20 protein-coding genes are annotated in these 26,902 nt (G+C 56.4%); 5 read left to right on the top strand and 15 right to left on the bottom strand.

Annotation, left to right across the window (positions count from 1 at the left end):
• Positions 1–8: 8 nt before the first annotated feature.
• Entirely contained in the window at positions 9–1,145 is a 1,137-nt protein-coding gene (locus WH298_RS05440; RefSeq protein ID WP_180822395.1) for an efflux RND transporter periplasmic adaptor subunit, read from the bottom strand.
• Between the two features lie 610 nt (positions 1,146–1,755).
• On the opposite strand from WH298_RS05440, the gene WH298_RS05445 reads away from it, so the two are divergent.
• Both WH298_RS05445 and WH298_RS05450 read left to right on the top strand, forming a co-directional pair.
• Positions 1,756–4,314, top strand: coding sequence for an Ig-like domain-containing protein (locus WH298_RS05445; protein ID WP_191322096.1), 2,559 nt, complete (start codon positions 1,756–1,758; stop codon positions 4,312–4,314).
• 375 nt (positions 4,315–4,689) lie between these two features.
• Positions 4,690–7,197 (top strand): Ig-like domain-containing protein, encoded by a 2,508-nt coding sequence (locus WH298_RS05450; RefSeq protein ID WP_180822396.1) that lies wholly within the window; start codon positions 4,690–4,692, stop codon positions 7,195–7,197.
• Between the two features lie 584 nt (positions 7,198–7,781).
• Here WH298_RS05450 and WH298_RS05455 read toward each other — a convergent pair.
• Positions 7,782–9,512, bottom strand: a complete 1,731-nt coding sequence (locus WH298_RS05455; RefSeq protein ID WP_180822397.1) for a penicillin-binding transpeptidase domain-containing protein — start codon at positions 9,510–9,512, stop codon at positions 7,782–7,784.
• 380 nt (positions 9,513–9,892) lie between these two features.
• Positions 9,893–12,166 (bottom strand): molybdopterin-dependent oxidoreductase, encoded by a 2,274-nt coding sequence (locus WH298_RS05460; protein WP_180822398.1) that lies wholly within the window; start codon positions 12,164–12,166, stop codon positions 9,893–9,895.
• Positions 12,167–12,362: 196 nt separating this feature from the next.
• Here WH298_RS05460 and galR point away from each other — a divergent pair, with 196 nt between their 5' ends.
• Complete coding sequence (gene galR / locus WH298_RS05465; protein ID WP_036622264.1) at positions 12,363–13,364, top strand: HTH-type transcriptional regulator GalR; 1,002 nt, start codon at positions 12,363–12,365, stop codon at positions 13,362–13,364.
• Between the two features lie 83 nt (positions 13,365–13,447).
• Here galR and WH298_RS05470 read toward each other — a convergent pair whose 3' ends face one another.
• On the bottom strand, positions 13,448–13,897 hold the full coding sequence (locus tag WH298_RS05470; protein WP_180822399.1) for a GNAT family N-acetyltransferase: 450 nt from the start codon (positions 13,895–13,897) through the stop codon (positions 13,448–13,450).
• Positions 13,897–15,150, bottom strand: a complete 1,254-nt coding sequence (gene lysA / locus WH298_RS05475) for a diaminopimelate decarboxylase (RefSeq protein WP_180822400.1) — start codon at positions 15,148–15,150, stop codon at positions 13,897–13,899. Before lysA ends, WH298_RS05470 begins: the two co-directional genes overlap by 1 nt.
• Positions 15,151–15,260: 110 nt before the next feature.
• Between lysA and WH298_RS05480 the strand changes: the two genes are divergently transcribed.
• A complete protein-coding gene (locus tag WH298_RS05480) occupies positions 15,261–16,181 on the top strand; it encodes a LysR family transcriptional regulator (RefSeq protein WP_007894149.1) in 921 nt (306 codons plus the stop codon).
• Here the strand turns inward: WH298_RS05480 and WH298_RS05485 are convergent.
• Positions 16,178–17,341 (bottom strand): MFS transporter, encoded by a 1,164-nt coding sequence (locus WH298_RS05485; RefSeq protein ID WP_049852609.1) that lies wholly within the window; start codon positions 17,339–17,341, stop codon positions 16,178–16,180. The two genes, WH298_RS05480 and WH298_RS05485, sit on opposite strands and share 4 nt — an antisense overlap.
• Before the next feature lie 363 nt (positions 17,342–17,704).
• On the opposite strand from WH298_RS05485, the gene WH298_RS05490 reads away from it, so the two are divergent.
• Positions 17,705–18,331, top strand: a complete 627-nt coding sequence (locus WH298_RS05490; protein ID WP_007894153.1) for a hypothetical protein — start codon at positions 17,705–17,707, stop codon at positions 18,329–18,331.
• Positions 18,332–18,522: 191 nt separating this feature from the next.
• On the opposite strand, the gene WH298_RS05495 is transcribed toward WH298_RS05490, so the two are convergent.
• The 9 genes from WH298_RS05495 to prfB all read right to left on the bottom strand — a co-directional run bounded on the left by WH298_RS05495 (position 18,523) and on the right by prfB (position 26,671).
• Positions 18,523–19,194 carry a DUF1989 domain-containing protein gene (locus WH298_RS05495; protein ID WP_007890262.1) on the bottom strand — a complete coding sequence of 224 codons (672 nt, stop codon included), beginning with the start codon at positions 19,192–19,194 and terminating at the stop codon, positions 18,523–18,525.
• Between the two features lie 13 nt (positions 19,195–19,207).
• The gene (locus tag WH298_RS05500) at positions 19,208–19,873 is read right to left on the bottom strand and encodes an amino acid ABC transporter permease (protein ID WP_049852608.1); all 666 of its coding nucleotides are present in this window, start codon (positions 19,871–19,873) and stop codon (positions 19,208–19,210) included.
• Positions 19,873–20,523 (bottom strand): amino acid ABC transporter permease, encoded by a 651-nt coding sequence (locus WH298_RS05505; RefSeq protein WP_180822401.1) that lies wholly within the window; start codon positions 20,521–20,523, stop codon positions 19,873–19,875. The genes WH298_RS05500 and WH298_RS05505 overlap by 1 nt, the downstream gene beginning before the upstream one ends.
• A gap of 3 nt (positions 20,524–20,526) precedes the next feature.
• Entirely contained in the window at positions 20,527–21,174 is a 648-nt protein-coding gene (locus WH298_RS05510; RefSeq protein WP_180822402.1) for an urea carboxylase-associated family protein, read from the bottom strand.
• On the bottom strand, positions 21,158–21,790 hold the full coding sequence (locus tag WH298_RS05515) for a DUF1989 domain-containing protein (RefSeq protein WP_007890266.1): 633 nt from the start codon (positions 21,788–21,790) through the stop codon (positions 21,158–21,160). Before WH298_RS05515 ends, WH298_RS05510 begins: the two co-directional genes overlap by 17 nt.
• A 2-nt stretch (positions 21,791–21,792) precedes the next feature.
• Positions 21,793–22,629 (bottom strand): transporter substrate-binding domain-containing protein, encoded by an 837-nt coding sequence (locus WH298_RS05520; RefSeq protein ID WP_049852605.1) that lies wholly within the window; start codon positions 22,627–22,629, stop codon positions 21,793–21,795.
• A 262-nt stretch (positions 22,630–22,891) separates the two neighbouring features.
• Positions 22,892–23,743: a MurR/RpiR family transcriptional regulator gene (locus WH298_RS05525; protein WP_180822403.1), complete on the bottom strand. Its 852-nt coding sequence runs from the start codon at positions 23,741–23,743 to the stop codon at positions 22,892–22,894.
• Between the two features lie 299 nt (positions 23,744–24,042).
• Positions 24,043–25,563 carry a lysine--tRNA ligase gene (gene lysS, locus WH298_RS05530; protein WP_007890269.1) on the bottom strand — a complete coding sequence of 507 codons (1,521 nt, stop codon included), beginning with the start codon at positions 25,561–25,563 and terminating at the stop codon, positions 24,043–24,045.
• Between the two features lie 9 nt (positions 25,564–25,572).
• A protein-coding gene (prfB, locus tag WH298_RS05535; RefSeq protein WP_152929142.1) for a peptide chain release factor 2 occupies positions 25,573–26,671 on the bottom strand; the annotation gives its coding sequence in 2 pieces (ribosomal slippage) (positions 25,573–26,595 and positions 26,597–26,671; 1,098 coding nt in all).
• Positions 26,672–26,902 lie beyond the last annotated feature (231 nt).

A 26,902-nucleotide genomic window follows, 5' to 3' on the forward strand; every position in this document is an offset into this window, starting at 1 on the left:
CCGCCCCCTTATTGCGCTGCTGCGTCGGTCATTGACAGACTGACCGCATTGGCGGATGGCGTGTCGTTGGTGTTGGCGGCGGCGGTGGTGACTTTCACCCCGCTGCGCACGCTTTGCAGGTTATTCACCACCACGTTTTCCCCCTGCTGCAGGCCCGACGTCACCAGCCATTCTCCTTTGATCATCTCGCCGGTGTGGATGCTGCGCTGCTCGATGGTGTTGTCGCTTTTCACCACGAAGACATACGGCTGACCTTTGCTGTCATGCATGATCGCCTCCTGCGGCAGCAAAATGCCCTGCTGCTGAATGCCCTGCGGGAAGCTGGCGTGCACGTACATGCCGGGCAGCAGTTCGTTGTGCGCGTTGGGGAACACCGCGCGCAGCACCACGGTGCCGGTGGCGGTATCGACGTTCACTTCTGAAAACGCCAGCTTGCCCTGCTCGCCGTACTGGCTGTTGTCTTCCAGCGTTAAGCCCACCGCGGCGGTATTGTCATCCACTTTGGCAATTTTGCCGTCGGCCAGCGCGCGGCGCAGACGCAACAGATCGGTTGCCGATTCGCTGACATCGACGTAGATCGGATCGAGCTGGGTAATGGTGGCGAGATAGTCGGTTTGACCGTTGGTGACCAGCGCACCGGCGGTATACAGCGAACGGCTGATGTGGCCGGCAATCGGCGCTTTCACCAGCGTGTAATCGAGGTTGACCTTAGCGGTTTCCACATCGGCCTGCGCTTCGCGCGCGGCGGCGACGGCATCGTCGTAAGTTTGCTGGCTGATGGCATGCGCGCTGGCCAGCGGCTGATAGCGTTTCACCACCATCGCATCGTTTTGCCAGGTTGCCATCGCCTTGTCGTAGGCCGCTTTGTAGGTGGCGGGATCGATCTGATACAGCGGCTGACCGACTTTCACTTCGCCGCCTTCGGTGAACAGGATTTTCTCAATCACGCCGCTGACCTGCGGACGCACCTGCGCGGTACGCACCGCCGTGGTTCGGCCCGGCAGTTGAGTGACAAGCGTAACGGGTTGCGCTTTCAGGTTCACAACACCAACCTGCGGCGTTGCGGGTGCGGCGGGCTTGGCTCCGCCCTGGTCACAGGCTGCCAGTAAAAACACCGCGCTGGCAGAAAGAAGTTTCAGGCGCATAGTTATTCTCTAAAAGATAGGAGGTGAATAGTCACGAAGGGAATGACTCTGGAGTGTCATTGTAGGGAGGCGGGAAACGCGCGGTTGTTAAGGTTGCGTAAAATATATTTTCCAAAGGAAAATGGTAAACCTTCCGTGCGATAAATCGTTGGAATTTTTAGCGTTTTGTGGGTTTCACAGCGTACGACCATCATCCCATTCGGACTCACCGGTTTTGTATTACGACAATCATCACATCCGGACTCACCGGTTTTGTAGGGGCGCCATTAATGGCGACCGGCAAACTGCTCGGCACGACTTTCGTTCGCCCTCGGCGGAGGTCAGCCTGAAATTTTGCATATGCTCGCTGTCCCCCATCCCGGCCTTCCCCCGCCAGCGGGGGAAGGAGACGCTGCCAGATGCCGCTCCCCAACGCACATCTGGCAGCGTCTTCCTCCCCCATTTATGGGGGAGGACCGAGGAGGGGGATAGCGAGCACCAGATTTATCCCCTTCAGGAGCAGACGTTTCTCATACGTCCTTTGCATCGTTTTTAGGCATTCTCCTAATCCAGGTCACTAGCGGCCGCTAAATCCACAACTTTTACCCATTCCACATCAGGTAACGCATGTATGAAAATCAATAAGCTTTTCGACCCGATCGAAACCTTTGTTGCAGAGTTCGCCACCGGCAAGATCGCCTTTGAATCCCAGGAGGATGCTCGCGATCCTGACGAAGCAGGCGTCGTGGTGCACATCATCATCAACGATCAGCACTTCTCCACCGTCATCGAGGAAGACGGCAACTGGCACTGGACCGCGCCGGAAGACTTACCGGACGGCACCTACAACGCCGTGATGTACAACGTTGACAAGGGCGGCTTGCAGTCGGAAGACTACACCCCGCTCAGCATCGTGGTTGATACCAAGCCGCCCGTCGCACCAACCCTGCTTAATCTGTTTGATGACGTCGGCGAAACCGGCAGCTTCGATAAAGGCGGCATCACCGATGACACCCGTCCAACCCTGACCGGCGTGGCGCAAAAAGGCACCACCGTTTATCTGTTGGATGAAGCAGGCAACAAGCTCGGCAGCGCCGTGGCGGATAAAGAAAGCGGTATCTGGACCATCGAGCCGTCCGCAGACCTGAAAGAAGGTGCCAATTCCCTGCGCCTGCGTTCTGATGAGATGTTCGCGAACAAGCTGCGTGAAGGCGTGATTTCGGATGCGTTCGTGATTAACGTCGAGGGCGGCACGCCACAACCGGTGACCGTTGAGATTACCGGCGCAGAGGACAACTTCGGCACCGCCACCGGTGACCTGAAAAACGGCGCCATCACCGATGACCAGACGCCAATCCTCAAAGGCACCGTCACTGGCGGCGACAGCGTTACCGTTTACTACCGCCTTACAGGCACGTCCGGCGCGTGGATCCCCGGCGGCGCGGCCACCGTGACCGGCGACAGCTGGAGCTGGGAAGCGGGCAGCAACATCGCCGCCGGTAAGTACGATTTCGAGGCGCGCAACGGCGACGTCAGCTCGGCGCAGTTTGTGCTGGAGCTGGTCGAGAGCAGCAATATCGGTACGAAAACCACCATCGTTGACGCCTGGGATGACGTGGGCACCACCGGCAAGCTGGCGAGCGGCGCGATCACCGACGACTTCAAACCTACCCTGCGCGGACGCGGTGAAGCCAACAGCATTGTTTATATTGATGCGGACCATCCACTGCTGACGACCCCAAGAAAATACTCGGCAAAGGTTAATGCATCTGGCAACTGGGAATTTACGCCAACCAGTAACCTGACTACCGGCAGCTGGTCATTCCAGGTGAAGAAAGACGCCAACGCGACACCGGGCACTGCATTTAAGTTGATTCTGGAAGGCGCGGGGGCTGCGGGACCAGATATTGAGAAAGCCCATGATGACTTTGGAACAAAAAAAGACCTGATAAGCGGTGAAACCACCGACGACCTGACGCCGACACTCAGCGGTACTGGCACGGCGAACACCACCATTACGCTGCGCACCACTCTTAACGGCAAAAATACCAATTACAACGTTGAAGTTAATGATGAGGGCGAATGGAATTGGACGCCGAAAAAAGATCTGGCAGAAGGTGACTGGACATTTAAGGTTAAAAAAGAAGGCGGAACCAAATGGGAAAGTGCCTTTGATTTGACACTTAAGAGCGGAGGTTCTAATTCGGGAATTATCGATTTTGAACATCCACCAGAAGATTTTCCTGTTGTCATTGCGGATCTTAAATACTATGATGAATATATAATATTCTTATCTTATTACCCTAATTTAGCTAAAATTGTCGAGATTGATTCAGGCCCATTAAATTTCGGGAGTAAAGTTCTTGAATTTACGCCACGACTGTCCAATCATTCTTTCGGAATAGCTACCAGCTATACTCCTGATTTAATTCCAAAGCCGAATACAAAAAAAATAACAAGCTTTAATTTCCAAGTTTACAATCCCACAGGATCAGATTTACAACTCATCATTGATTCACATACAGGAGCAAAAAATCAATATTCCGGCAGATTTACTTTTACCATACCCGCAGGAAAATCAGTTAATATTAGTGAATTAAGCTTTATTAACGTAGATTTTAAAGTTGGTCTTACTGAACTTGTTTTTCACGCACCTATAAACGGAAAAGAAAATATTTTCTGGATTGATAACATAAATTATGGTTTTGCTAGCCGAGATACTTCAAGCCAATTTACTGCTGAAGACGACGACACCGTCCACACCCTCGCCGCCATCGACGATCTCACCTCGTCCGCCATTATCGGCCACGAAGGTCAGACCGACGAACTGTATCTGACCGGCCACGATCAGCTGCTGGATCTCAGCGCGCACAGCGCTCAAATCCAGTCGGTTGAAGTGTTCGATATCAGCGGCGACGGCGATAACACCCTGGTGGTGGATATCAACAGCCTGCTGCAGCACGGCGAGAAAAACCTGTTTATCGACGACGGCAAAACCCAGCTGCTGGTGCGCGGTGATGCGGGCGATACCGTGCAGCTGAAAGATATCCTGCCGGAAGGCAGCGACGTCAGCGAGTGGGTGCATCAGGACGGCACCGTCACCGTTGCCGGTGTTGAGTACAACGTTTATAGCCACGGCGATAACGCCGAGCTCCTTATCCAGCAAGGCGTTAAAACCGAACTGGTGTAATAAAGCAGTACCCTTAACTTCGTTTATGTATTCAGACGCACACAGCAATAACCCAAAGCCACACTTCGGTGTGGCTTTTTTTATTGATATTTGCACCAACCGTAGCGGCGCAATTTATTGCGCAATACCCGGATGGGCACGGTGCCACCATAAATACGCGCGATAAATCGCGCCGCTACAAAACCTGCGGTGACTGAATTGCGCACCAAACTGAATGCGATTACGCCGTTAATGGCGACCTGCCCACATCTCCCCGCAAGGAGCAGACATTTCTCATACGTCCTTTGCGCCGTTTTTAGGCATTCTCCTAATCCAGGTCACTAGCGGCCGCTAAATCCATAACTTATTACCCATTCCACATCAGGTAACGCATAGATGAAAATTAATAACCTTTTCGACCCGATCGAAACCTTCGTTTTAGAGTTCGCCACCGGCAAGGTCGCTTTTCAATCCGACCCGAAGCACCTCCACCCTGAAGATGCGGGCGCCGAGATACACATCTTTATCAACGATCAGCACTTCACCACCATCATCGAGCCAGACGGTAACTGGCACTGGACCGCACCGGAAGATTTACCGGACGGTATCTACAACGCCGTAATGTACACCGTTGATACCGGTGGCACCCCCTCGGATGACGTCACCCCGCTCAGCATCGTGGTTGACAGCACGCCGCCGGATGCGCCGAAGCTGCATAACCTGTACGACGATGTCGGCGGCAAAGTCGGCAGCTTTGACAAGGGCGGCACCACCGACGACAAAACCCCACAGCTCACCGGCGTGGCGCAGAAAGGCAGTAAAGTGCTGCTGAAAAACGCGGATGGCGAAACCATCGGCAGCGCGGTGGCTGACAAAGATAGCGGTGAATGGGTGATTACCCCCACCGTTGAACTGCAAGACGGCACCAACAACCTGACGCTGACCACGGTGGAAAAATTCGCCGGTCAATTCCGTGAAAGTACGCCTTCTGAGGCATTCGTGATTAACGTCGCGCCGGATGCCGATATCGGCACGCTGCCGCCGGATACCATTCTGATTAACCATGCGTTCGATAATGCGGGCACCAACACCGGCATCCTGAAAAACGGCGCGCTGACCGATGACGATATGCCTGAACTGCGCGGCTTCGCCTCGGCGGGCAGCACCGTGGTGATTATGTACCGTGAAGTGGGCAGCAATAACTGGGCAGGCAGCGCCACCGCCACCCTGACCGGTCAGCAGTGGACATGGACGCCATCTGCGGCTCTCAGCAGCGGTAACTACGAGTTCCAGGCCAGCATCGGCGACACCTCCTCTGCGCTGTTTAATCTCGAGATATATGGACCGGACGATTACGCCCGTTCCGCGCGCATCGTCTCAGCCTATGATGACGCAGGTACGGCCACCGGCTCGCTCGGTAACGGCGCCTACACTGATGACCTGACGCCAACCCTGCGCGGCCGTGCGGAAGCCAACAGCCATGTTGTGCTGCGCTATACGCTGCTGGATGGCTCTGAAGCATCGGTTACTCTGGATGTTGACGGTAAGGGCAACTGGAGCTGGACGCCGCAAGAGGATCTGGGCATTGGCCGCTGGGAGTTCTTCGTTCAGCCGGTCGGCGAAACCGAGTGGAGTGATGCGTTTGTGGTTAACATCACTGACGCAGATAGCTTTGAGCCAACCATTGATTACGCCTATGACGATGTCGGCGCCTCCGGTAAACGTGCCAGCGGTGAGCCAATGGACGACCTGACGCCAACCCTGCACGGTCACGGCGAACCCAACAGTATTGTTTATTTAAATGCCCAACATGGAACCGATGCGGCACAGATTTACAGCGCTAAGGTTGATGCAAACGGTGAATGGCAATGGACGCCAGACAATAATCTGTTAACGGGTGATTGGTCATTCCAGGTGAGTAAAAATAAAGATGGGGATTGGGTGAATAACTTTGATGTGAAATTGGTTAATCCGGTGGAAGCCGGGCTTGTCGATTTTGAAAACATCCCAAGCAACTGGCCAAAGAAATTTATATATGAAAAATTTTATGCTTACAATGATATTGTAAGCATAAACTCCATTGGTAATATTAGCATTGAAAATAATAATAATTCTTTTAAAGAGTCCTTTGGTAATACATCGTTAGCTATCAACAACTCTTGGCTACAAGTCGAGCTTGGTACTTTCGGCAGCACCAGAGATATAAAAATTAAAAATGTTAGCTTTGAATTATTTGGCGCAAATTATTTAACCAACGTTAAAGTTTTAGCATACGATTCAGCTGGTAATGTCTTACCTGAAACAAGCTATAGTTTGAATCGTGACTCAGTCTTAAAAATAAATTTACCTGCTCATGATATTTATAAATTCAATATTACAACGAATGGCTATATTCACTTGGATAATATTAGATACGACATCGAAAAAACTCCTGAAACTGAGCCGCCAGTATCAGAACCGGATAATAATATACATGCACTGAATGATATTGATGATTTAATCACTAATGATATTATCGGTAATACTGATAAGATCGATACGCTTCAATTAACTGGCAAAGACCAGATATTGGACCTAAATATTCATAGCGACCATATTCAGTCAGTTGAAATTATCGACCTCACCGGCACCGGAGATAAAACTCTGAAACTGGATCTCGCTGCGCTGTTGGCGCACGGCGAAAAAGGCCTGTTTATCGACGACGGTAAAACTCAGCTGGTAGTACAAGGTGACGAAGGTGATGTGGTTCAACTGGCCGATATCCTGCCGGAAGGCAGCGACGTCAGCGAGTGGGTGCATCAGGATGGCACCGTCACCGTTGCCGGTGTTGAGTACAACGTTTATAGCCACGGCGATGACGCCGAGCTCCTCATCCAGCAAGGCGTTAAAACCGAACTGGTGTAACAAAGCAGTACCCTTAACTTCGTCTATGTATTCAGACGCACACAGCAATAACCCAAAGCCACACTTCGGTGTGGCTTTTTTTGTTTTTCAGGTGGGTGCTGGCTGTCTCCTACCTCGGTCCGTGCTGGCTGTCCCCCTCCTCGGTCCTCCCCCGCGAGCGGGGGAGGAAGATGCTGCAAAATGTGAGTTTAGAAGCGGCATGTGGCAGCGTCTCCTTCCCCCGCTTGCGGGGGAAGGCCGGGATGGGGGGCAGCGAGCACATTTTAACTTCAGCGAGCACATTCTAACTACAGCGAGCAAACTGAAACCTATAAGCCCGGTTTGTCACTGCATGGCGACCCGCTCACACATCCAACCCACAACACCCACCAAATTACAGGCAAAAAAAACCCACGCATCTGCGTGGGTTGGTGTAATAACAGGGGTGCTGCACGGCAGCGTTGTTTTCACACCCATCAATACCTCTGGGATGACCATATTGGCACTGATGAGCCGCTGAAAGACAGGTGCAAAAAGCAACGGTGTTCGGCGAAGTGAAACGAGGTGTGAATATTCTCCACAGCGCAATTACACTTTTGATTTAACTAGGATTTATCCGAGGTCGGTTTGCTGTAAATCGCGTCCGGCGCCACGTTCATGTGTTTCAGCACCGGGCCCATGATATTGCCGAAAATTGGTGCCGCCACCGAACCACCGAAGTGATCGCCCGCCGTAGGATGGTTAATCATCACCACCAGCGCCACTTCCGGATGGCTGGCCGGTGCGATACCGGCGGTGTAGTTGATATAGCCGCCATCGTACTTGCCGCTGCTGCCCATCTTCTCGGCGGTACCGGTTTTGGTCGCCAGACGATAACCCGGCACCGCCGCGCGCACCCCGGTGCCGCCCGGCAGCACGTCGCTCTCCAGCATATGCACCACGGTTTGTACCACCTGCGGATTCGCCACCTGCTTGCCCAGCACCGGCGGCGTCACTTTGGTGATCGACAGCGGACGATACACGCCGTAAGAACCGAGCGTGGCGTATTCACGCGCAATCTGCAGCGGCGTCACGCGCAGGCCGTAGCCGAAGGCAAAGGTCGCGCGTTCGATATCCGCCCAGCGCTCGCGGTGCAGCGGGAAGTAGCCAACGCTTTCGCCGGTCAATCCCAGCCCGGTCGGTTTACCCAAACCAAACGCCTGATAGGTATTCACCAGCGCTTCGGCGGGCATCGCCAGCGCAATGTGCGATACGCCGATATCACTCGATTTCTGCAGAATGCCGGTCATGGTGAGGCGCGGCCAGTGGCCGACGTCACGGATCAGGTGGCCATTGACGCTATACGGCGTGGTATCGATCACCGAATCGGCGCGCACCAGATGGCGCTCCAGCCCTTCCATCACCACCAGCGGTTTTACCGTGGAGCCGGGTTCGTAGCTGTCGTTGATCGCCGAGTTACGCATCTGCGCTGGCGTGGCGTTTTCATAGTTATTCGGGTTGAACGACGGATAAGAGGCCATCGCCAGAATCTCGCCGGTATCGATCTTCACCAGCACCGCCGCGCCCGAATCGGCTTTGTTCAGCAGCACGCCGTCGCGCAGTTTGCTGTAGAGCGTGAACTGGTCGAACTTATCGATGCTGAGCTGCACCGTCGGCGGCTGCTGTGGCGGCTGGTAATCGATCATCGCGATGATGTTGCCTTCACCATCCTGACGATAAACCTCTTTGCCCGGATCGCCCTGCAACACATGGTCGAAGCCCTTTTCGATGCCGTTCAGGCCGTTGCTATCGGCGCCAACAATGCCAATCAACGGCGCCGCCGCTTCACTCATCGGATAGAAACGGCTGTCGTTATACACCGAGCTGATGCCTTTCAGTTTCAGCTCGGCGATGTCTTTGGCGATGCCAAGTTCGATTTTACGGCCCAGATAGAGGAAGCGCTTTTTCGGGTTGGCGGTGATGGCCGCGCGCAGATCTTCCGGCCGCTGATTGAGCGCCGCCGCCAGATAAGCCCATTTAGCGCTGGTGAAATCAGGATTGGCCTCCAGCACGCGCAGCGGATCGGCGATGATATCGCGCGCCGGTACGCTGAGCGCCAGCGCCTGGCCGTCACGATCCAGCAGCGTGCCACGGTTGGTCGGCAGCGTTACGGTGCGCAGCGAGCGCTGATCGGCTTCGTGCTCCAGCATCGGATGCTTGATCAGCTGCAGATCGCCCACGCAGATCAGTAATAGTACCAGACAGCAGAAAACGCCAAGGCAGATCAGGCGAAAACGAAACGGGTTGAAGGGCGCTTTTATCTGGTCTTTTCCCAGAAGTTTTTTAATAGGGGCCATAACAATCCACTGCAATCAAAATGGTAATACCCTTCATACTTCGAGCTGTAGCTGCGTTGGCTGCGCGTGTCCACCCCAGTCACTTACTTCAGTAAGCTCCTGGGGATGAACCCACTTGCCGCCTTGCTACAACTCGAATTATTTTGGGTATGAATGGTTTCTCTTATAAAGAAACGTAAAGAAAGTTGACAGAAAAAGTGTGTATCAGTTCGTTAAGCAAAAAAAAACCTGCGCATCTGCGCAGGTCGGTGTAATCAAGAAAACTTTTTGATGTTCACCCATCAATACCTCTGGGACCCTGACTGTAGCAAGGCGGCACGATGAGAAACCATCGCCTAAACGCAACAGTTACCCGCAAAATGTAACCAGCGGTGAGATTGTTAACCGTTTGTGCAAATCCGATGTTTTTTGATTTCCACCAGGCAACTCATGGCGTTCGGCCCCTGAGTTAACGACGAGGTGCCGATATCCAGCGTCAGCACATTGGGGTTGCCGGCGCGATCCCACGGCTGCCACGCGCGACCAAATCCGGGATCAAACCAGGCACCGGTGGCGATAATCACCACGCCCGGCGTTAAACCGTCGGTGAGGCGCACGCCAGCCAGCATGCGGCCCCGCGCGTTGCTGACTTCAATCTCATCGCCGTCCTGAATATCACGTGTTGCCGCATCCTGCGGATGCATATACAGCGTTTCATGGCCGGCGGTTTTATTGCCCTGCACCGTGGCGGTGGCGTCCATCTGGCTGTGCAGACGATCTGACGGCTGAATGGAGATCATATGCAGCGGGAACTGCGCGCTGAGCGGCGCACCGAGCCACTCCTGCGGCTCGCGCCATTCGGGATGTCCGGCGAAATCGTCCAGCTGATAATCGGCGATGGTCTGGCAGAACAGCTCAATCTTGCCGCTGGCGGTTTGAATCGGGTGCGTTTCTGGATTGGCGCGGAAATCATCCATAAACACGAACGGCTTGCCGCCTGCGGGGATCTCGACAAAACCGCGATCCCAAAATTCTCCAAACTCCGGGAAATGGATATCCCGGCGCGCATGCGCGGTGGCGCACTGCTGATACAGATGCTCAATCCACTGCATCTCGTTGCGGCCTTCGGTAAACACATCGCGATAGCCGAGACGATCGGCGATATCGGCAAAAATATCGAAATCGTTACGCGCCTGATGCTGCGGCTTGATCGCCTGATGCATCGCCAGCACGAAGCGATCGCGCGACGATCCGCCGATGTCGTTGCGCTCCAGCGTGGTGGTGGCGGGTAACACGATATCCGCCATCTGCGCCGCTGGCGTCCAGACAATATCCTGCACAATCACGGTATCCGGACGCTGCCAGCCCTCCACCAGACGATTGAGCTGCTGGTGATGATGGAACGGATTGCCGCCCGCCCAGTGCACTAAGTGAATATCCGGATAGTGCTGGGTTTCGCCCTGGAAGTGATACGGCTGGCCGGGATTGAGCAGCATGTCGCTGATGCGCGCCACCGGAATCGACAAATTGCCCGGATTCGGGCCGGTGCTCATCATCGGTGCCGGGCCATCCTGACGCGGATTGCCGACGCTGTTCATCGAACCGTGACCAAACGAGAAGCCGCCGCCCGGCAAGCCCGGCTGCCCGAGCATCGACGACAGCGCAATCATCATCCAGTACGGCTGCTCGCCGCGATGGGCGCGCTGCACCGAATAGGAGCAGGTAATAAAGCTGCGTTTGCCCATCAGCTGCTGCGCCAGCAGAGCGATGCGCGCCGCCGGAATGCCGGTAATCGCGCTCGCCCACTCCGGCGTTTTAGCCATGCCATCGCTTTCGCCCAGCAAATAACCGCGCAGCTGCGGCCAGCCGGTGCAGTGGCTAGCAAGGAAGCCTTCATCAATGCCGTTGCGGCGGGTGATTTCATAACCCAGCGCCAGCATCAGCGCCACGTCGGTGTTCGGGCGAATGGCAATCCACTCGGCATTAACGAACGCCGGACAGTCATCGCGCATCGGGCTGATGTTGATGATCGGCGTGCCTTTGGCGCTAAGCTGCTCCAGCGCCGGTTTCAGGCTGTGCTGCCCTGCTCCGCCGGACGCCACCTGGGCATTTTTCAGCGCCAGACCGCCAAAGGCGATGAAGATCTCGGCGTGCTCCACCACTTCCGGCCAGTCGGTGACGCGTCCGGTCAGCGGCATGTAGGTGCCAATCACATACGGCAGGAAGAACTGCGCCGCGCCCCAGCTGTAGTTGCCTTGCTGATCGACCCCGCCGCCGCCCTGAAAATAGAAGCGACGAATCAGCGTGCGCGCGTGATTGACGCGGCCCGCCGATGACCAGCCGTAAGAGCCGTTGAAAATGCCCGATGCGCCGTAGCGATCGCGCACGCGGCGATTCTCTTCCGCCACCAGATCCAGCGCGGTATCCCAATCCACCGCCACGAAATCTTCCCGACCGCGCAAGGTGCGATCGCTGTTCTCGCGTGACTTGAGCCACGATCGGCGCACCATCGGCTGACGAATACGTTTATCCGAATAGACCAGTTCAGGAATGGTGTTAAGCATTGGCGACGGATCGGCATCGGCGAAGAACGGTTCACAGCCAATCAGGCGATGGTTTTCGGTGACGGCGGTAAAAGCGCCCCAGTGCGCCAGATGTGGCACGCGAGTTTTCATGGTTTTGGGTCCGGCAGGCAGGTGTGATGATGTCTGGCAGCATAACATGAGCCTGTGACTGAGCTAAAGCGCGGCCGTGAGCGCCTGATTTTCCGTGCTTTTGCGACAGCGCTGGCATTCTGGCGGGTTGCTACAGGGTGGCTTTTCCGTAACACTGATGGCATGTGTAAACGTTTTCCCGGATGTCGATAATCGCATGGCTACCATTAAGGATGTTGCCCGCATGGCGGGGGTTTCGGTCGCGACCGTTTCCCGCGTCATCAATAATTCGCCCAAAGCCAGCGAGAGTTCGCGCCTCGCCGTAACCCAGGCAATGGAGCAGTTGCAGTATCACCCGAACGCCAATGCGCGCGCCCTGGCGCAGCAATCTACCGAAACCCTCGGTTTAGTGGTGGGCGATGTGTCCGATCCGTTTTTTGGCGCGATGGTCAAAGCGGTGGATGAGGTTGCAGGCCAGACCGGCAACTTTTTGCTGATTGGTAACGGTTACCACAATGAGCAAAAAGAGCGTCAGGCCATTGAGCAGCTGATGCGTCATCGCTGCGCCGCGCTGGTGGTGCACGCCAAGAAAATCCCCGACGATGATTTAGAGATGCTGATGAAGCAGGTGCCAGGCATGGTGCTGCTGAATCGCCTGTTGAAAGGTTTTGAAACGCGCTGCATCGCGCTGGATGACCGCTACGGCGCGTGGCTGGCAACCCGTCATCTGATTCAGCAAGGCCACACGCAGATCGCCTTTATCTGTTCAACGCACACTATTTCGGATGCTGAAGATCGCCTGCAGGGTTATTACGATGCGCTGAAAGAGCACGGTTTGCCGTGTAACGATCGTTTAGTGGCGTGGGGCGAACCAGACGAAGTCGGCGGCGAGCAGGCGATGACCGAGTTGATGGGACGCGGCAAGCAGTTTACCGCAGTGGCCTGCTACAACGATTCAATGGCGGCCGGTGCGCTAGCGGTGCTAAGCGATAACGGCATTCGCGTGCCGGAAGAGATGTCGCTGATTGGTTTTGATGATGTGCTGGTGTCGCGCTATGTGCGTCCAAGATTGACCACGGTGCGCTATCCGATTGTCACCATGGCGCAACAGGCCGCGCAGCTGGCGCTGGCGTTAGCCAATGGCGGCGAGATGCCGGAAGTGACGAATATGTTTAGCCCGACGCTGGTGAGACGGCATTCGGTGAGTGGGCCGGGTTAAGCAAGATTGCGCGCCGCACAATTTGTAGCGGCGCAATTTATTGCGCGATAAATCGCGCCGCTACGATTCAGTGCGTTGTGCAACTACAAATCCCGCGCGTACACCTTCACCCGCACATCCGGGAACTCCAGCGCCTCGCACTGATACTGCCAGCCAAAACGTTCGTAATAACCACCAAACGTCGACCATAACCACAACTTGTCATAACCACGCTGCTGCGCGAACGCAATCACATGCTGCTGCAGCGCTTCGCTCAATCCCTTGCCGCGCGCCGACTCCTCGACGTACAGCGCCGCCACCCACGGCGTCAGATCCTGACGGCTGATCAAATCGCAGCGCCAAAATCCCACCGTACCCAGCGGCGTATCGCCGTCGAGCGCCACAAAAGTCACCGGGAAATCGGCGCCGTTGAGGCTGCTGCGCACGATGCTGTCGTAAAACTCGCGCGAGGTGCCATCGCCAAACGCCTGCCACAGCCAATCGGTGATCTGCGTGGCGTGATGCGGCACCGCGCTGAGCGCAACGATCTTCATCAGTTCAGTTCCAGCGCCAGCAGCTCCTGAATGGTCTGCGCACGACGAATCTCCCGCGCCTCACCGTTCTCAAACAGCACTTCAGGAATCAGCGGGCGGCTATTGTAGTTCGACGACATCGACGCGCCGTACGCACCGGTATCGTGGAACACCAGATAATCGCCCACCTGCGCCGCAGGCAGCGCGCGGGTTTCCACTTTGCCGCCCTCCAGCTGCGTAAATACATCGCCCGATTCGCACAGCGGACCGGCCACCACGCTTTCAATCGTTGCGTCACCCAGCGCGCGACCGTCAACCGGCAGCAGCGAAATGTGGTGATAGCTGCCGTACATCGACGGACGCATCAAATCGCTGAAACCGGCATCGACCAGCACAAAGTGACGGCTGCCCATCGCTTTCACCGCCCGCACCTGTGACACCAGCACGCCCGACTCAGCCACGAGGAAACGGCCCGGCTCAATCTCCAGCTTCACGGGATGACCAAGATGCGCGGCAATACGCTCGCGCGCGCCGTTCCACAAGCCGTAATAGTGCTGGGTATCAATCGCTTCTTCATCGTAACGATACGGAATCGACAAGCCGCCGCCTGCCGAGATCGCTGTCAGATCCTGACCAAATGCCACCACCTGATCGACCATCGCGTCGCACACCTGCTGCAGATGGCCGTAATCAACGCCGGAACCGATATGCATATGCAAACCAACCAGACGCAGGCCGTGCTGCTGAATCGCCGCCAGCGCCAGCGGCAGATCGCTGTGCCAGATGCCGTGTTTGCTGTTCTCACCGCCGGTGTTGGTTTTCTGGCTGTGGCCGTGACCAAATCCGGGATTGATGCGCAGCCACACCGCGTGGCCCGGCGACACGTCACCTAACTGATGCAGCATATCTACTGAACCGGCGTTAACCGGCACCTTCAGCTCGGCAATGCGCGCCAGCGTAGGCTGGTCGAACACGTCGGCGGTGAAAACAATATCTTCGCCACCCGGCTGATAACCGGCGGCAATGGCACGCTCGATCTCACCCAGCGAAACCGAATCGACTTTGACGCCGGCCGCGCGCATCAGGCGCAGGATGTGAATATTTGAGCAGGCCTTCTGCGCAAAACGCACCACGTCGAACGCGCTCAGCTGGGCAATGCGCTGCTGAATAATCGCCGCATCATAAGCCCAGAATGGACCGCTATAACGCTGCGCCAGCGGCAGTAAATGGGCGGCGGTTAACGCCGTTTCGGTGTTGTTCAGTGGACGTGGCATCTCAATTCTCCTGTGTCATTACCCCTATTTAGCCATAGCGCAGCGATTCAGAAAAATATCTGTTTTAGCGACATCTATACAAATATGATATGGCTTTAGCGGAGGGCGCAATGGCAAAAATTAACTGGCGACATATCGAAATTTTTCACGCGGTGATGACCAGCGGCAACCTGACGCAGGCGGCGACGCTGCTGCACACCTCGCAGCCAACGGTAAGCCGCGAGCTGGCGCGGCTGGAGCAGCAGCTCGGCTTGCAGCTGTTCGAGCGAGTGCGCGGACGTTTGCAGCCGACGGTGCAAGGCCTGCGGCTGTACGAAGAGGTGCAGCGCTCGTGGTATGGGCTCGATCGCATTATGGATGCCGCCGAAGGGCTGCGGCAGTTTCGTCAGGGCGAACTGTCGATCGCCTGTTTGCCGGTGTTTTCCCAGTCGCTGCTGCCGCCGCTGCTGCAGCCCTTTATGCAGCGCTATCCGCAGGTCAGCCTGAATATCATTCCGCAGGAGTCGCCGCTGCTGGAAGAGTGGCTGTCGGCGCAGCGCTACGATCTCGGTCTGACCGAAACCCAGCATGCGCCCGCCGGCACCGAGCGTCTGCCGCTGCTGACCTGCGATGAAGTGTGCGTGCTGCCGCCACAGCATCCGCTGTGCCAGCGCGCGGTGCTGACGCCGCAAGATTTCCACGGCGAGAATTACGTCAGCCTGTCGCGCAGCGATAGCTATCGCCAGCTACTGGATTCGCTGTTTCATGAGCAGGAGGTGGAGCGGAGGTTGGTGCTGGAGACGCACAGTGCGGCGTCGGTGTGCGCGATGGTGCGCGCGGGCGTGGGGATTTCGATTGTGAATCCGCTGACGGCGCTTGATTACGCCGCCAGCGGGGTGGTGATGCGTCGCTTCAGTATCGCCGTGCCGTTTACCGTCAGTCTGGTGCGGCCACAGCATCGGCCGGCTTCAGCGCTGGTCGATCACTTCTGCGACCACCTGCAACAGCAAGTGGCCGCGTTTCCACAACGTATTGCCGAGCAATTAGCTTAAGCGTTAACCGCTTCGCCCTGCCCGCCCGATTTGCGGAAGGTGATCAGGCAGATCACTAAACCGATGACTGCCAGCGCGGCTGCAGCAACCGGCACCGACGTCAGGCCGTAACCTTTCTCGATCACCGCGCCGCCGACCCACGCGCCGAGCGCGTTACCGACGTTGAAGGCGGAGATGTTGAGCGTGGAAACCAGGTTTGGCGCATCTTTACCGTGGCGCACCACGTTAATCTGCAGGCCTGGCACGGTGGCAAAGGTCGCCATCGCCCACAAGAACAGGGTGATCTCCGCCAGCCAAAGCGCATGGCTGGTCCAGCTGAACAGCAGCGAGAACAGCGCAATCAGCACAAAGCTGAGGATCAGGCTGAACGACACTTTCCAGTCGGCCAGCTTGCCGCCGAGGATATTGCCGACGGTTAAACCGGCACCGATCAGGAACAGCGTCCAGCTCACACCACGATCCGAGATGCCGGTCACTTGCAACAGCAGCGGGGCGATGTAGCTGAACAGCGCAAACATCGCGGCGGCAAAGAACACCGTCATCAACAGTGAAAGCCACAGTTTGCCATTCGCCAGCGCGCTGATTTCACTCGCCAGGTGCACCGGCTTCTCTTCTTTGTTGTTCGGCAGGCTAACAATCAGCGCGATAAAGGCGAAGATGCCGATAATCGCCACGCCCCAGAAGGTGGCGCGCCAGCCAAACATCTGACCAAACCAGGTGCCGAGCGGCACGCCAAGCACGTTAGCCAGCGTCAGGCCGGTGAACATCAGCGCCACGGCAGAAGCCTGACGACTCGGTGCCACCAGGCTCGCCGCGACCACCGCGCCAATGCCGAAGAAGGCGCCGTGACACAGCGCGGTCACCACACGCGCCAGCATCAGCAGGTTGTAGGTGTAGGCCAACGCACAGAGCACGTTGCCGATGATGAAGATAATCATCAGCAGAATCAGCGTCTTTTTCCGCGGCAGTTTGGCGGTCAGCAGCGCCATGATCGGCGCGCCGATGGCCACGCCCAGCGCGTAACCGCTGATCAGCCATCCCGCCGAAGGAATGGTCACCTGCAGATCGCCCGCCACGTCCGGCAGTAATCCCATGATGACGAACTCCGTGGTGCCGATGGCGAACGCACTCAGCGCCAGCGCCAGTAATGCAACAGGCATAACACACTCTCCCAAATATTTTTTGCAGGCAGGCCGCACGGCGAACGCAGTGCGGTTACAACGGACGCTTATTAAAATTTGAACTGCGTCACATTGTTATTAAAGCATAGCCTTTTCACCGCAACCACCCCGCGCGCCGCAAGGCTATGTTGCGCCTGCAGCAATAATCGCAGTGCGGGAAAATGACGGCAGCGAACCATTGAGACAGATTGATGTTTCCGCGCTACGCTTGAAGCAGGTTGTGATCGCTGTCACAGCAGCACAGCTTTTGGCGCTAAATCAATCAGTAAAGGATGGACGAGCACTGCCGATACCTCAATGGATTGCCCGGTTATGCGGTGTCAAAAATCGAGGGGAGAGCGTATGCGATGGCTCATCGCGCTAACGGTTGGCTGCCTGAGTGGCTGCTCTGTTGGGCACTACGAATACAGTAAAGAAGCAGCAAAACGCGTTGATATGACCGTGACCGGCATTCCCACGGTGCTGGGCATTGGTGCGCTCGGCACCACCATTCCTCTCACGCCCGAATACAGCCTGACGGCGGCGCACGTGGCGAAGTATTCGCTGTATCGGGTGAAAGCCTGGCATCCTGAGTGTGATATTGCGGTGGTGTACCACAAGAACAGTGAAGCCAATCTGCCGCCGCCGTTTCGTAATAGCCATATTGGCGACAACGTGAATTTATATGGCTACAGCTTTATTTCGGCGATGCCGGTGGCATCGAGCGGTAAGAATCTGATCAATACCACGCTGGCGAATGACTGGAATAAGGCCAGCTGTGTGGTGGTAGCGGCTAATGCTGGCGTGGTGAAAGGCATGTCCGGCGGTGCGGTGTATAACGCCAGCGACGATACGCTGGCGGGAGTGATTGTCGGTTATAGCAGCCAGATTGATGACAATAAGAGCGGTAAGACGCTGTTTAAGAATGTGGCGCTGTATGTGCCGTATGCGCGGTTCCAGGCCTGGCTGGATGGGGTGGTGAAGTCGTAGATTTGCTTCGGGCTGATTGAGATTGTGCTGGCTGTCCCCCATCCCGGTCGGTGCTGGCTGTCCCCCTCCTCGGTCCTCCCCCATAAATGGGGGAGGAAGATGCTGCAATATGATAGTTGGGGAGCTGCATGTGGCAGCGTCTCCTTCCCCCATTTATGGGGGAAGGCCGGGATGGGGGACAGCATGCACAGTCAAGCGGGAACCCACGCGCCCTGCAGCTGCACCTGCGGGAAGCCATCGGTCAAAATGCGCAGTTCAGCATCGCGCGGCGTGTTGTCGCCCTGCCCCTGAATGCTGACGATATCCTGCGGGCAGGCGGAGAACGCCACCAAACAATCCATCTCGGCGCGCAGCACAATATAGTCGCCCGGCTTAGTCACCACCGGCAGCGTCTTCAGAGTGATGCCGTCCGGCTGCACCTGAATATTCATAAAAATATTAAACGATGCCAGATTGCCGTGCGGCAGCGTCACGCCCAGCTCGCTCATGCCTTCAAACAGGTTGTCATGGCAGTTGCGATGCGGTTCAGTGCACCCCAGCAACTCATAACGTCGCGCATCGCAGGCGGCCATAAAGGTGTCGTGCACGCCCGGCGAGGTATCCGCCACCAGCGTCAGAATCGGGTGGCGCTGGCTGGTGATAAAGCTGTCGCCCACTTTCGGATTGAGACGCTGATTCCACACCCGCGTCGCCTCCATACACATATATTCACTCACATCCTCAGCGTTATACGCCCAGCAATCCACCACCTGGGTGCCGTGCAGGTTAATCACCTGTACCGCTTCACCCTTCTTCAGTCGCACCGCTTTACCAAAGCGCGCCGGGATAGTTATCACTTCACGATGCTGAAATTCCGCTGACATGTTGTTCTCCAGATTAGTGCTGCATGGCGCGACGATAGCGCGTCATGCGAGATTCAAGGCCGCGCGCCAGCCAGTCGATCGCGCTGTTGAGCAGCCAGTAACAGAGCGCCACGGTGAGATAGATCTCCAGCGGCGCGTAGGTATCCGAAATCGCCTGTTTGGCGGCGTACATAAACTCCTGCACCGAGACAATCGACAGCAGCGCCGAGTCTTTAATCAAACCGATCATCAGCCCCACCAGCGGCGATAACATCTGCGGCAGGGTTTGCGGCAGCACCACATCGCGCAGCTGTTCGCTACGGCTTAAGCCGAGCACGCGGCACGCTTCCCACTGCCCTTTCGGCAGCGCATCAATGGCTGAGCGGATCACCTGCGCGATATAGGGCGCGTAGTAGAGCGTTAGCGCCAGCACGCCCACCACCGGCGACGACAGCGTGATGTCATATTCCGGCAGCACAAAGTAGAGCAGATAGATCACCACCAGCAGCGGCAGCGCGAGAGTTAAGCCGCTGTAAAGATTGAGCAAACGCAGCCAGAACGGCGAGGCGCGCATCAGCAGTACGGCCAGCAGCGCGCCCCACAGCAGTGAACAGAGCGCCGCCACCAGACAGAGCTGCAGGGTAGCGACCAGGCCGTCAGCCAGCGACGGCAACGAGGTGGTAATTGCCTGCCAATCCATTACGCCATCCTCCGTTTCGCTTCCAGACGCCGCGCCGCCGCAATCAACGGCATGGCGATTAGCAGGTAACCCGCCGCCACCAGCAGCAACACCTGAGTGGCTTCGTAGGTGCGGGCGATAACGATCTGTCCGGCATAGGTCAGTTCGGTCAGCGCCACCACTGAGGCCAGCGGCGTGGTTTTCAGCAGAATGGTGAATTCATTGACCAGCATCGGCAGGCTGGCGCGCATCACCTGGGGATTAATCACATACCACCAGCTGAGAAAACGGCTCAACCCCAGCGTGCGCGCGGCTTCAAGCTGGCCGCGCGTCACCAGGCTGCGATTAACGCGCAGGATTTCTGCCACGTACGCACCGCTGTTGAGGCCGATGGCAATTACCGCCGCCAGCATCGGCTGCCCACCCAATCCCAGCCGTGGCAGCGTGAAAAACACCACAAACAGCTGCACGATCGCTGGCGTGCCGCGCATCACACTGACGTAGCTGCGGCCGATGGCGCGCCAGATCCAGGCTCGGCGCAGCTGCAGGTAGCAGCCGAGCTGCCCCATTACCACGCTGACTAACGACGCCAGCACGGTGAGCATCAGCGTCATTATCAGTCCGCGTCCGAGTTCCGGCAGCGCGGCCACCACCTGTTGATCCAGCCCCATGCGTTACTCCGCGTTAAATTCGTGCAGGTTTTCCGCCACCGACAGCAGCAGCGGCGCGGGCTTATCGTTACCCTCAATGCCGGTGTTGCAGGCAGAGACGATGAATTCCGTATCCATCACCACGCGACAGGTAATGCTGTCGCCGGCTTTGGTCAGATTGGTTTCCGGCAGAATATCGCCCTCGCGCGTGAGCTTGACGTGCATAAACAAGTTGATCGGATCCGGCAGCTTCGGCACCACCCGCCCAAGACGCGCCAGCTCGCCGCGCACACCCTCAAGGCAACCTTCGCCCTGATAGCCGCGCTCGGCGAGAAACGCGGTGGTAGACGCCGGTAGCAGCAGGTCGTGACGCTTTACGCTGTCTTTGCCCAGCACCATCATCGGACGGCGACGGTTATTCACCAGACGCATACCGGAACCCAGCAGATAACTGTTGCTGAACACCCGCGTATGGTGCACCGACAACCATACGGCGGAATCGGCAAGGCTAAAGCCAAACAGCGACGCAACGGCACCTTCGCCCAGCGCGGTGATGCGCAGCAGCTGACCGCGCAGCACGCGAATCGAACCCACGCTGCCCGCCGCAACCTGCACCGGTTCAGCCAGCGTGCGCACGGCGGTTTCTTCATAACTTTCACGCATTAACAGCATGATTCATCTCCTGAGCGTGAAAATGGTCGCTGACCACGATGTCAATTGGCGTCACCTGCAGGCCGTTACCGGGAATGATGTCCTGCGGGCAGGATGACACCGAGCAGATCAGGTCGCACAGCGCTTCAAAGGTGATGCTATCGCCCGCAACGCTGTTGGGATCGGTGACTTCCATGCGGCCATCGGCGGTGACCGGGCCGTTCTGGAACAAGTTGAACGGTTCCGGCAGCGAGAAGTAGGTCACGCCAAATGCCTTCATCCCCTCCAGCAGGTTATCAACGCAGTTGCGATGCCCTTCTACGCCGAAATCGACGCTAAAACGGGTGCGATCGCACGCCGGTACGTTGGCATCGTGAATGCCGATGCTGTCGGCAAGAATGCGCAGCATCGGGCGGTTTTCACTCGACCACAGCGCATCGCCGGGTTTAAAGAACAGCGAACGCAGCTGCTGGCGCGTATGGACCGGCGACAGCTTCTCGTTGAGGTCGTCGGCGTTTACCGCGACGAAATCGGCTGCCTGCTGCCCTTCGCTATCAATCACGGTAATGAACTGGCCTTTGCGCACGCGGAAGGTTTTGCCAAAGCCGGCGGGCACCGTCAGGTTGGACTGGCACATAATTACTCCTGCGGAATGAAGTCGCTGGCGGGTACGGTGAAGGTGGTGCCGAGATACTGCTGCTGCAGTTTGGTCAGCTCGCCATCTTTCTGCATCGCCAGGATATGCGCGCTAATCGCCTGGTTCAGGCTGCCATCTTCTTTACGCGTCGCCCAACCCATCCACTGCGACGGGCCGACTTCGCCCACCTGCGCCACTTTACCGGCGTATTTTTTCGCTACTGGCGCCAGTACCGAGATGTCGTCATAGACGAAATCGGCGCGTTTAGTCATCAGCGTGCTGACGGTTTGATCCAGCGAATCAACGTTAATGATGGTGATCGGTTTTTTGCCCTCTTTCTTCAGCTGCTCGTTAAAGCCTTTCAGCAACTGCTCCGGCACGCTGGCGGTTTTCACCGCGCCACGCAGGCCTGACAAGCTTTCCGGGCTGAGGGTTTTGCCACTGAACGCTTTGGCTGCGTCTTCACGCACCAGCACGCCGTTAACGGTTTTGCTGTACGGCACGGTGAACAGCACTTTCTTCGCGCGTTCAGCAGTGACGTTAAGGGAAGAACCTTCGGCGTTGAACGAACCAGAGATCAGCCCCGGCAAAATGCCACTGAAGGCAGTTTTCTGAAACTCCAGTTTCACACCGAGATCTTTTGCAAAGGATTGCATGATCGCCACGCTGTAGCCGGTGATCTCACCTTTGTCATCGGTGTATTCATAGGGAGGAAAGGTTGGATCGATACCGACGGTGATTTTGCCGCTGCTTTTGATGTCGGCCAGCGTATCGGCTTGCGCCTGCGCCATGGTGCCAACGGAAAGAAGTGCGGCGATCAGCAGTGCTGTTTTTTTCATTATGGTGTTTCCCTGGTGTTGGTGAAATGTCTTTTTCTACTGAGCATGTTTTGTGCCAGTTTTTTCACCACTGCGCAGAGTGCATAACGCCAGGTCAATCTTTAGTGAATAAAATCAACTGGAAACAATTGTTTCTTTGTTTTTATTTTTAATTTCTTAGGTTTCACTGACGAGCGGGACGGCGGCTATTGCTGGAGAGAGAGTTGGCAGGATTGCACTGTTTTGGGGCGATTTCTGGCGCAAAATGCGCCAGCACGGCGCACTATTCAAGCTCGTCGAGGGATTGGTGCAGCGCTTCAATTTGCGCGAGATGATCGTTGCTGGCTTTACCCATTTGTCGGGCCACCAATGAACAGAGCAGATTGCACACGCCAGAGAGCGCGGCTGTGCTGTCGAAGATCAGGCTGCTGTCGGTGTGGCAGCGGATCACCCATTGCGCGTGGCGCACCGGTTTGCCGGAGAGCACATCGGCGATATACAGCATCGGGACATTGCGATCGGCCAGCGCGTTCATCGCCGCTTCCAGCGCCGGCATGCGTCGCCGCAGACCGACGCAAATCACCACATCTTCCGCCGTCAGCGCCGCCATATGCTCCGCCAGCGAATCGCCGGGACGCGGCAGCAGACGGACATCGGAATGAATATGGATCAGGTCGCGGTAGATCAAATGGGCGATGGTTTGGCTATGGCGCCAGCCCATCACCACCACGCGCCGCGCCGCGCTGATGGCGGTAACCGCTTGCTGCAGCTGTTCGCTATCCAGCGTGCGATAGCTGTTGACCAGGTTGGCGATCTCTTTTTCCAGGTGCTGCTGCATGATGCTGGCCAGCGGTGATGCGCTGGGCGCCGGTTGCAGATAGAGCGGCGATCCGCTGCTCTGCATCTCACGCGCCTGGCGACGTGCGGCTTCATAGCTTTCATAGCCAAGATGGCGGAAGAAACGCGTGGTGGTGGCTTTCGAGACGCCGGCGCTGTGCGCCAGTTCGGTGGCGGTGTTCATGGCTAACTGGCCAGGTGCGGCAAGAAGCACATCGGCTAAGCGCTGTTCATGGCTGGAGAGTTGATCCCAGTGCTGACGAATCCGGCCCTCTAACGTTGCCGCTTTTGCACTCATGGTGATTCCCTGAAAATGAAAAAAACCATCCTGCACAGAGCGTGCCGGGTTGTCATCAGGAATTTTGTGTTGGGGGGAGTGTGCTGGCTGTCTCACTACTCGGTCTGTGCTGGCTGTCTCACTACTCGGTCTGTGCTGGCTGTCCCCCATCCCGGCCTTCCCCCGCAAGCGGGGGAAGGAGACGCTGCCACATGCAACTCAGAACTAACATGTGGCAGCATCTTCCTCCCCCACTTGTGGGGGAGGACCGAGGAGGGGGACAGCAGGCACCGACCGGGATGGGGGACAGCGACGCCGAATTACTTCCCGGTCGGGCGCAGTGCCGGGAACAGGATTACGTCGCGGATGGTGTGGCTGTTGGTAAACAACATCACCATACGGTCAATACCAATACCCAAACCTGCGGTTGGCGGTAAACCGTGCTCCAGCGCGGTGACGTAGTCTTCGTCGTAGAACATCGCTTCGTCATCACCGGCATCTTTCGCATTCACCTGCTGCAGGAAACGCTCAGCCTGATCTTCTGCATCGTTCAGCTCCGAGAAGCCGTTACCGATTTCACGGCCGCCGATGAAGAACTCGAAACGATCGGTGATTTCCGGGTTCTCGTCGTTACGACGCGCCAGCGGGGAAACCTCAGCCGGATATTCAGTGATGAAGGTTGGCTGAATCAGGTGTGCTTCGGCGGTCTCTTCGAAGATCTCCGTGACCACGCGGCCCAGGCCCCAGCTCTTCTCAACTTTGATATGCAGCGATTTGGCAATCGCCACCGCTTTATCGAAGTCTTCCAGATCGCTCAGGTCGGTTTCCGGACGGTATTTCTTGATCGCTTCACGCATGGTGAGCTTCTCGAACGGCTTACCGAAATCGAAGCTGTGATCGCCATACGGCACTTCGGTGGTGCCCAAAACATCCTGCGCCAGAGTACGGAACAGGCTTTCGGTCAGCTCGATCAGATCTTTGTAATCCGCATACGCCATATAGAGTTCCATCATGGTGAACTCTGGGTTATGACGCGGCGAAATACCTTCGTTACGGAAGTTACGGTTGATCTCGAACACGCGATCAAAACCGCCTACCACCAGACGCTTCAGATACAGCTCTGGCGCAATACGCAGGTACATATCGATGTCGAGCGCATTGTGATGGGTGATGAACGGACGCGCAGAAGCACCGCCAGGAATCACCTGCATCATCGGGGTTTCCACTTCCATAAAGTCGCGGTTAACCATGAACTGGCGAATGCCGGCCATGATTTTTGAGCGTACTTTGAAAGTGTTACGCGATTCGTCGTTGGAGATCAGATCAAGATAACGCTGACGATAACGGGTTTCCTGATCGGCCAGGCCGTGGAATTTATCCGGCAGCGGACGCAGCGCTTTGGTCAGCAGACGCAGCTCAGAGATGTGGATCGACAGCTCACCGGTTTTGGTTTTGAACAGCTTGCCGCGCGCACCGAGGATATCGCCAAGGTCCCACTTCTTAAACTGCTCGTTGTAGACGCCTTCTGGTAGATCGTCGCGTGATACGTAGATCTGAATCTGGCCGCCAACATCCTGCAGGGTAGCGAAAGACGCTTTACCCATGATGCGGCGCGTCATCATACGACCCGCCACGCTCACTTCGACGCCGAGCGCTTCCAGCTCTTCGTTCTCTTTGGCGTCATAGCTGGCGTGCAGCAGATCTGACGTGGTATCACGGCGGAAATCGTTAGGAAACGCCACGCCTTTTTCACGCAGCGCGTTGAGTTTTTCGCGACGCGCTTTCAGTTCGTTATTTAACTCAAGGGCGGCATCAGCGCTCTGCGGTTGTTGTTCAGACATGTCGGTTCCTTATAGCCCTGCTTTTAAACTTGCTTCAATAAAACGATCGATATCGCCATCCAACACCGCCTGGGTGTTGCGGGTCTCTACGCCGGTGCGCAGATCCTTGATGCGTGAATCGTCGAGAACATAAGAACGGATCTGGCTGCCCCAGCCGATATCAGACTTGTTATCTTCCGCTGCCTGCTTGTCCGCGTTTTTCTTCTGCATCTCATATTCGTACAGCTTGGCGCGTAACTGCTTGAAGGCCTGATCTTTGTTCTTGTGCTGTGAACGGTCGTTCTGGCACTGCACCACAATGTTGGTCGGCAAGTGGGTAATACGCACCGCAGATTCGGTTTTGTTGACGTGCTGGCCGCCCGCACCGGAGGCGCGGTAAACGTCGATACGCAGATCGGCGGGGTTGATATCGATATCGATGTTGTCATCCACTTCCGGGTAGATAAACACCGAACTGAATGAGGTATGACGACGGCCACCGGAATCGAACGGGCTCTTACGTACCAGGCGGTGCACGCCGGTTTCGGTACGCAGCCAGCCAAACGCGTAGTCGCCGATGATTTTAATGGTGGCGGATTTGGTTCCGGCCACCTCACCGTCTGACTCTTCGATGATTTCGGTTTTGTAGCCTTTGGCTTCGGCCCAACGCAGATACATACGCAGCAGCATGCTGGCCCAATCCTGCGCTTCGGTGCCGCCGGAACCGGCCTGAATATCCATGTAGCAGTCAGCGCTGTCATATTCGCCGGAGAACATACGACGAAACTCCAGTTCGCCCAGCTTCACTTCCAGTGCATCCAGCTCGGCCACGGCTTCATTGAAGGTCTCTTCGTCGTCGGCTTCTACCGCCAGATCCAGCAAGCCCTGCACATCTTCCAGGCCCTGACGCATGTGATCTAAGGTTTCTACCACCGCTTCCAGAGAAGCGCGTTCTTTACCCAGCGCTTGTGCGCGCTCAGGTTCGTTCCAGACGTCAGGCTGTTCCAGCTCGGCGTTTACTTCTTCAAGGCGTTCTTTCTTGGCATCGTAGTCAAAGATACCCCCGAAGAACGTCGCTGCGCTCACTGAGGTCCTGAATACGATTTTTGACCGGATTAATTTCAAACATGGCTTTTCAGTCTTTTTTGACGATTCGGTGAAAGGAGATAAAAACTAACGCGCTAGTTTACCCGAAAGTGTGCGTACTTTGTAGCATTGCACGCGGCTGACGAAGGTATCTGTCAGCGAAAAGAAAAAAAGTTCGCCCACTTCTGGAAAGCTCCCCGCGCGACCCTTTCCAAAAATCCTCCGCTGGCCCAACAACTTCAGACATCGCTTAAGAAATTTCGTATAAATCCCG

Source organism: Pantoea nemavictus (genome assembly GCF_037479095.1).
GTDB classification, from domain to species: Bacteria; Pseudomonadota; Gammaproteobacteria; order Enterobacterales; family Enterobacteriaceae; genus Pantoea; species Pantoea nemavictus.

Coding starts and splice junctions, on each gene's coding strand:
- WH298_RS05440 (WP_180822395.1), bottom strand. CDS start 1,145: ATGCGCCTGAAACTTCTTTCTGCCAGCGCGGTGTTTTTACTGGCAGCC.
- WH298_RS05445 (WP_191322096.1), top strand. CDS start 1,756: ATGAAAATCAATAAGCTTTTCGACCCGATCGAAACCTTTGTTGCAGAG.
- WH298_RS05450 (WP_180822396.1), top strand. CDS start 4,690: ATGAAAATTAATAACCTTTTCGACCCGATCGAAACCTTCGTTTTAGAG.
- WH298_RS05455 (WP_180822397.1), bottom strand. CDS start 9,512: ATGGCCCCTATTAAAAAACTTCTGGGAAAAGACCAGATAAAAGCGCCC.
- WH298_RS05460 (WP_180822398.1), bottom strand. CDS start 12,166: ATGAAAACTCGCGTGCCACATCTGGCGCACTGGGGCGCTTTTACCGCC.
- galR (WP_036622264.1), top strand. CDS start 12,363: ATGGCTACCATTAAGGATGTTGCCCGCATGGCGGGGGTTTCGGTCGCG.
- WH298_RS05470 (WP_180822399.1), bottom strand. CDS start 13,897: ATGAAGATCGTTGCGCTCAGCGCGGTGCCGCATCACGCCACGCAGATC.
- lysA (WP_180822400.1), bottom strand. CDS start 15,150: ATGCCACGTCCACTGAACAACACCGAAACGGCGTTAACCGCCGCCCAT.
- WH298_RS05480 (WP_007894149.1), top strand. CDS start 15,261: ATGGCAAAAATTAACTGGCGACATATCGAAATTTTTCACGCGGTGATG.
- WH298_RS05485 (WP_049852609.1), bottom strand. CDS start 17,341: ATGCCTGTTGCATTACTGGCGCTGGCGCTGAGTGCGTTCGCCATCGGC.
- WH298_RS05490 (WP_007894153.1), top strand. CDS start 17,705: ATGCGATGGCTCATCGCGCTAACGGTTGGCTGCCTGAGTGGCTGCTCT.
- WH298_RS05495 (WP_007890262.1), bottom strand. CDS start 19,194: ATGTCAGCGGAATTTCAGCATCGTGAAGTGATAACTATCCCGGCGCGC.
- WH298_RS05500 (WP_049852608.1), bottom strand. CDS start 19,873: ATGGATTGGCAGGCAATTACCACCTCGTTGCCGTCGCTGGCTGACGGC.
- WH298_RS05505 (WP_180822401.1), bottom strand. CDS start 20,523: ATGGGGCTGGATCAACAGGTGGTGGCCGCGCTGCCGGAACTCGGACGC.
- WH298_RS05510 (WP_180822402.1), bottom strand. CDS start 21,174: ATGCTGTTAATGCGTGAAAGTTATGAAGAAACCGCCGTGCGCACGCTG.
- WH298_RS05515 (WP_007890266.1), bottom strand. CDS start 21,790: ATGTGCCAGTCCAACCTGACGGTGCCCGCCGGCTTTGGCAAAACCTTC.
- WH298_RS05520 (WP_049852605.1), bottom strand. CDS start 22,629: ATGAAAAAAACAGCACTGCTGATCGCCGCACTTCTTTCCGTTGGCACC.
- WH298_RS05525 (WP_180822403.1), bottom strand. CDS start 23,743: ATGAGTGCAAAAGCGGCAACGTTAGAGGGCCGGATTCGTCAGCACTGG.
- lysS (WP_007890269.1), bottom strand. CDS start 25,563: ATGTCTGAACAACAACCGCAGAGCGCTGATGCCGCCCTTGAGTTAAAT.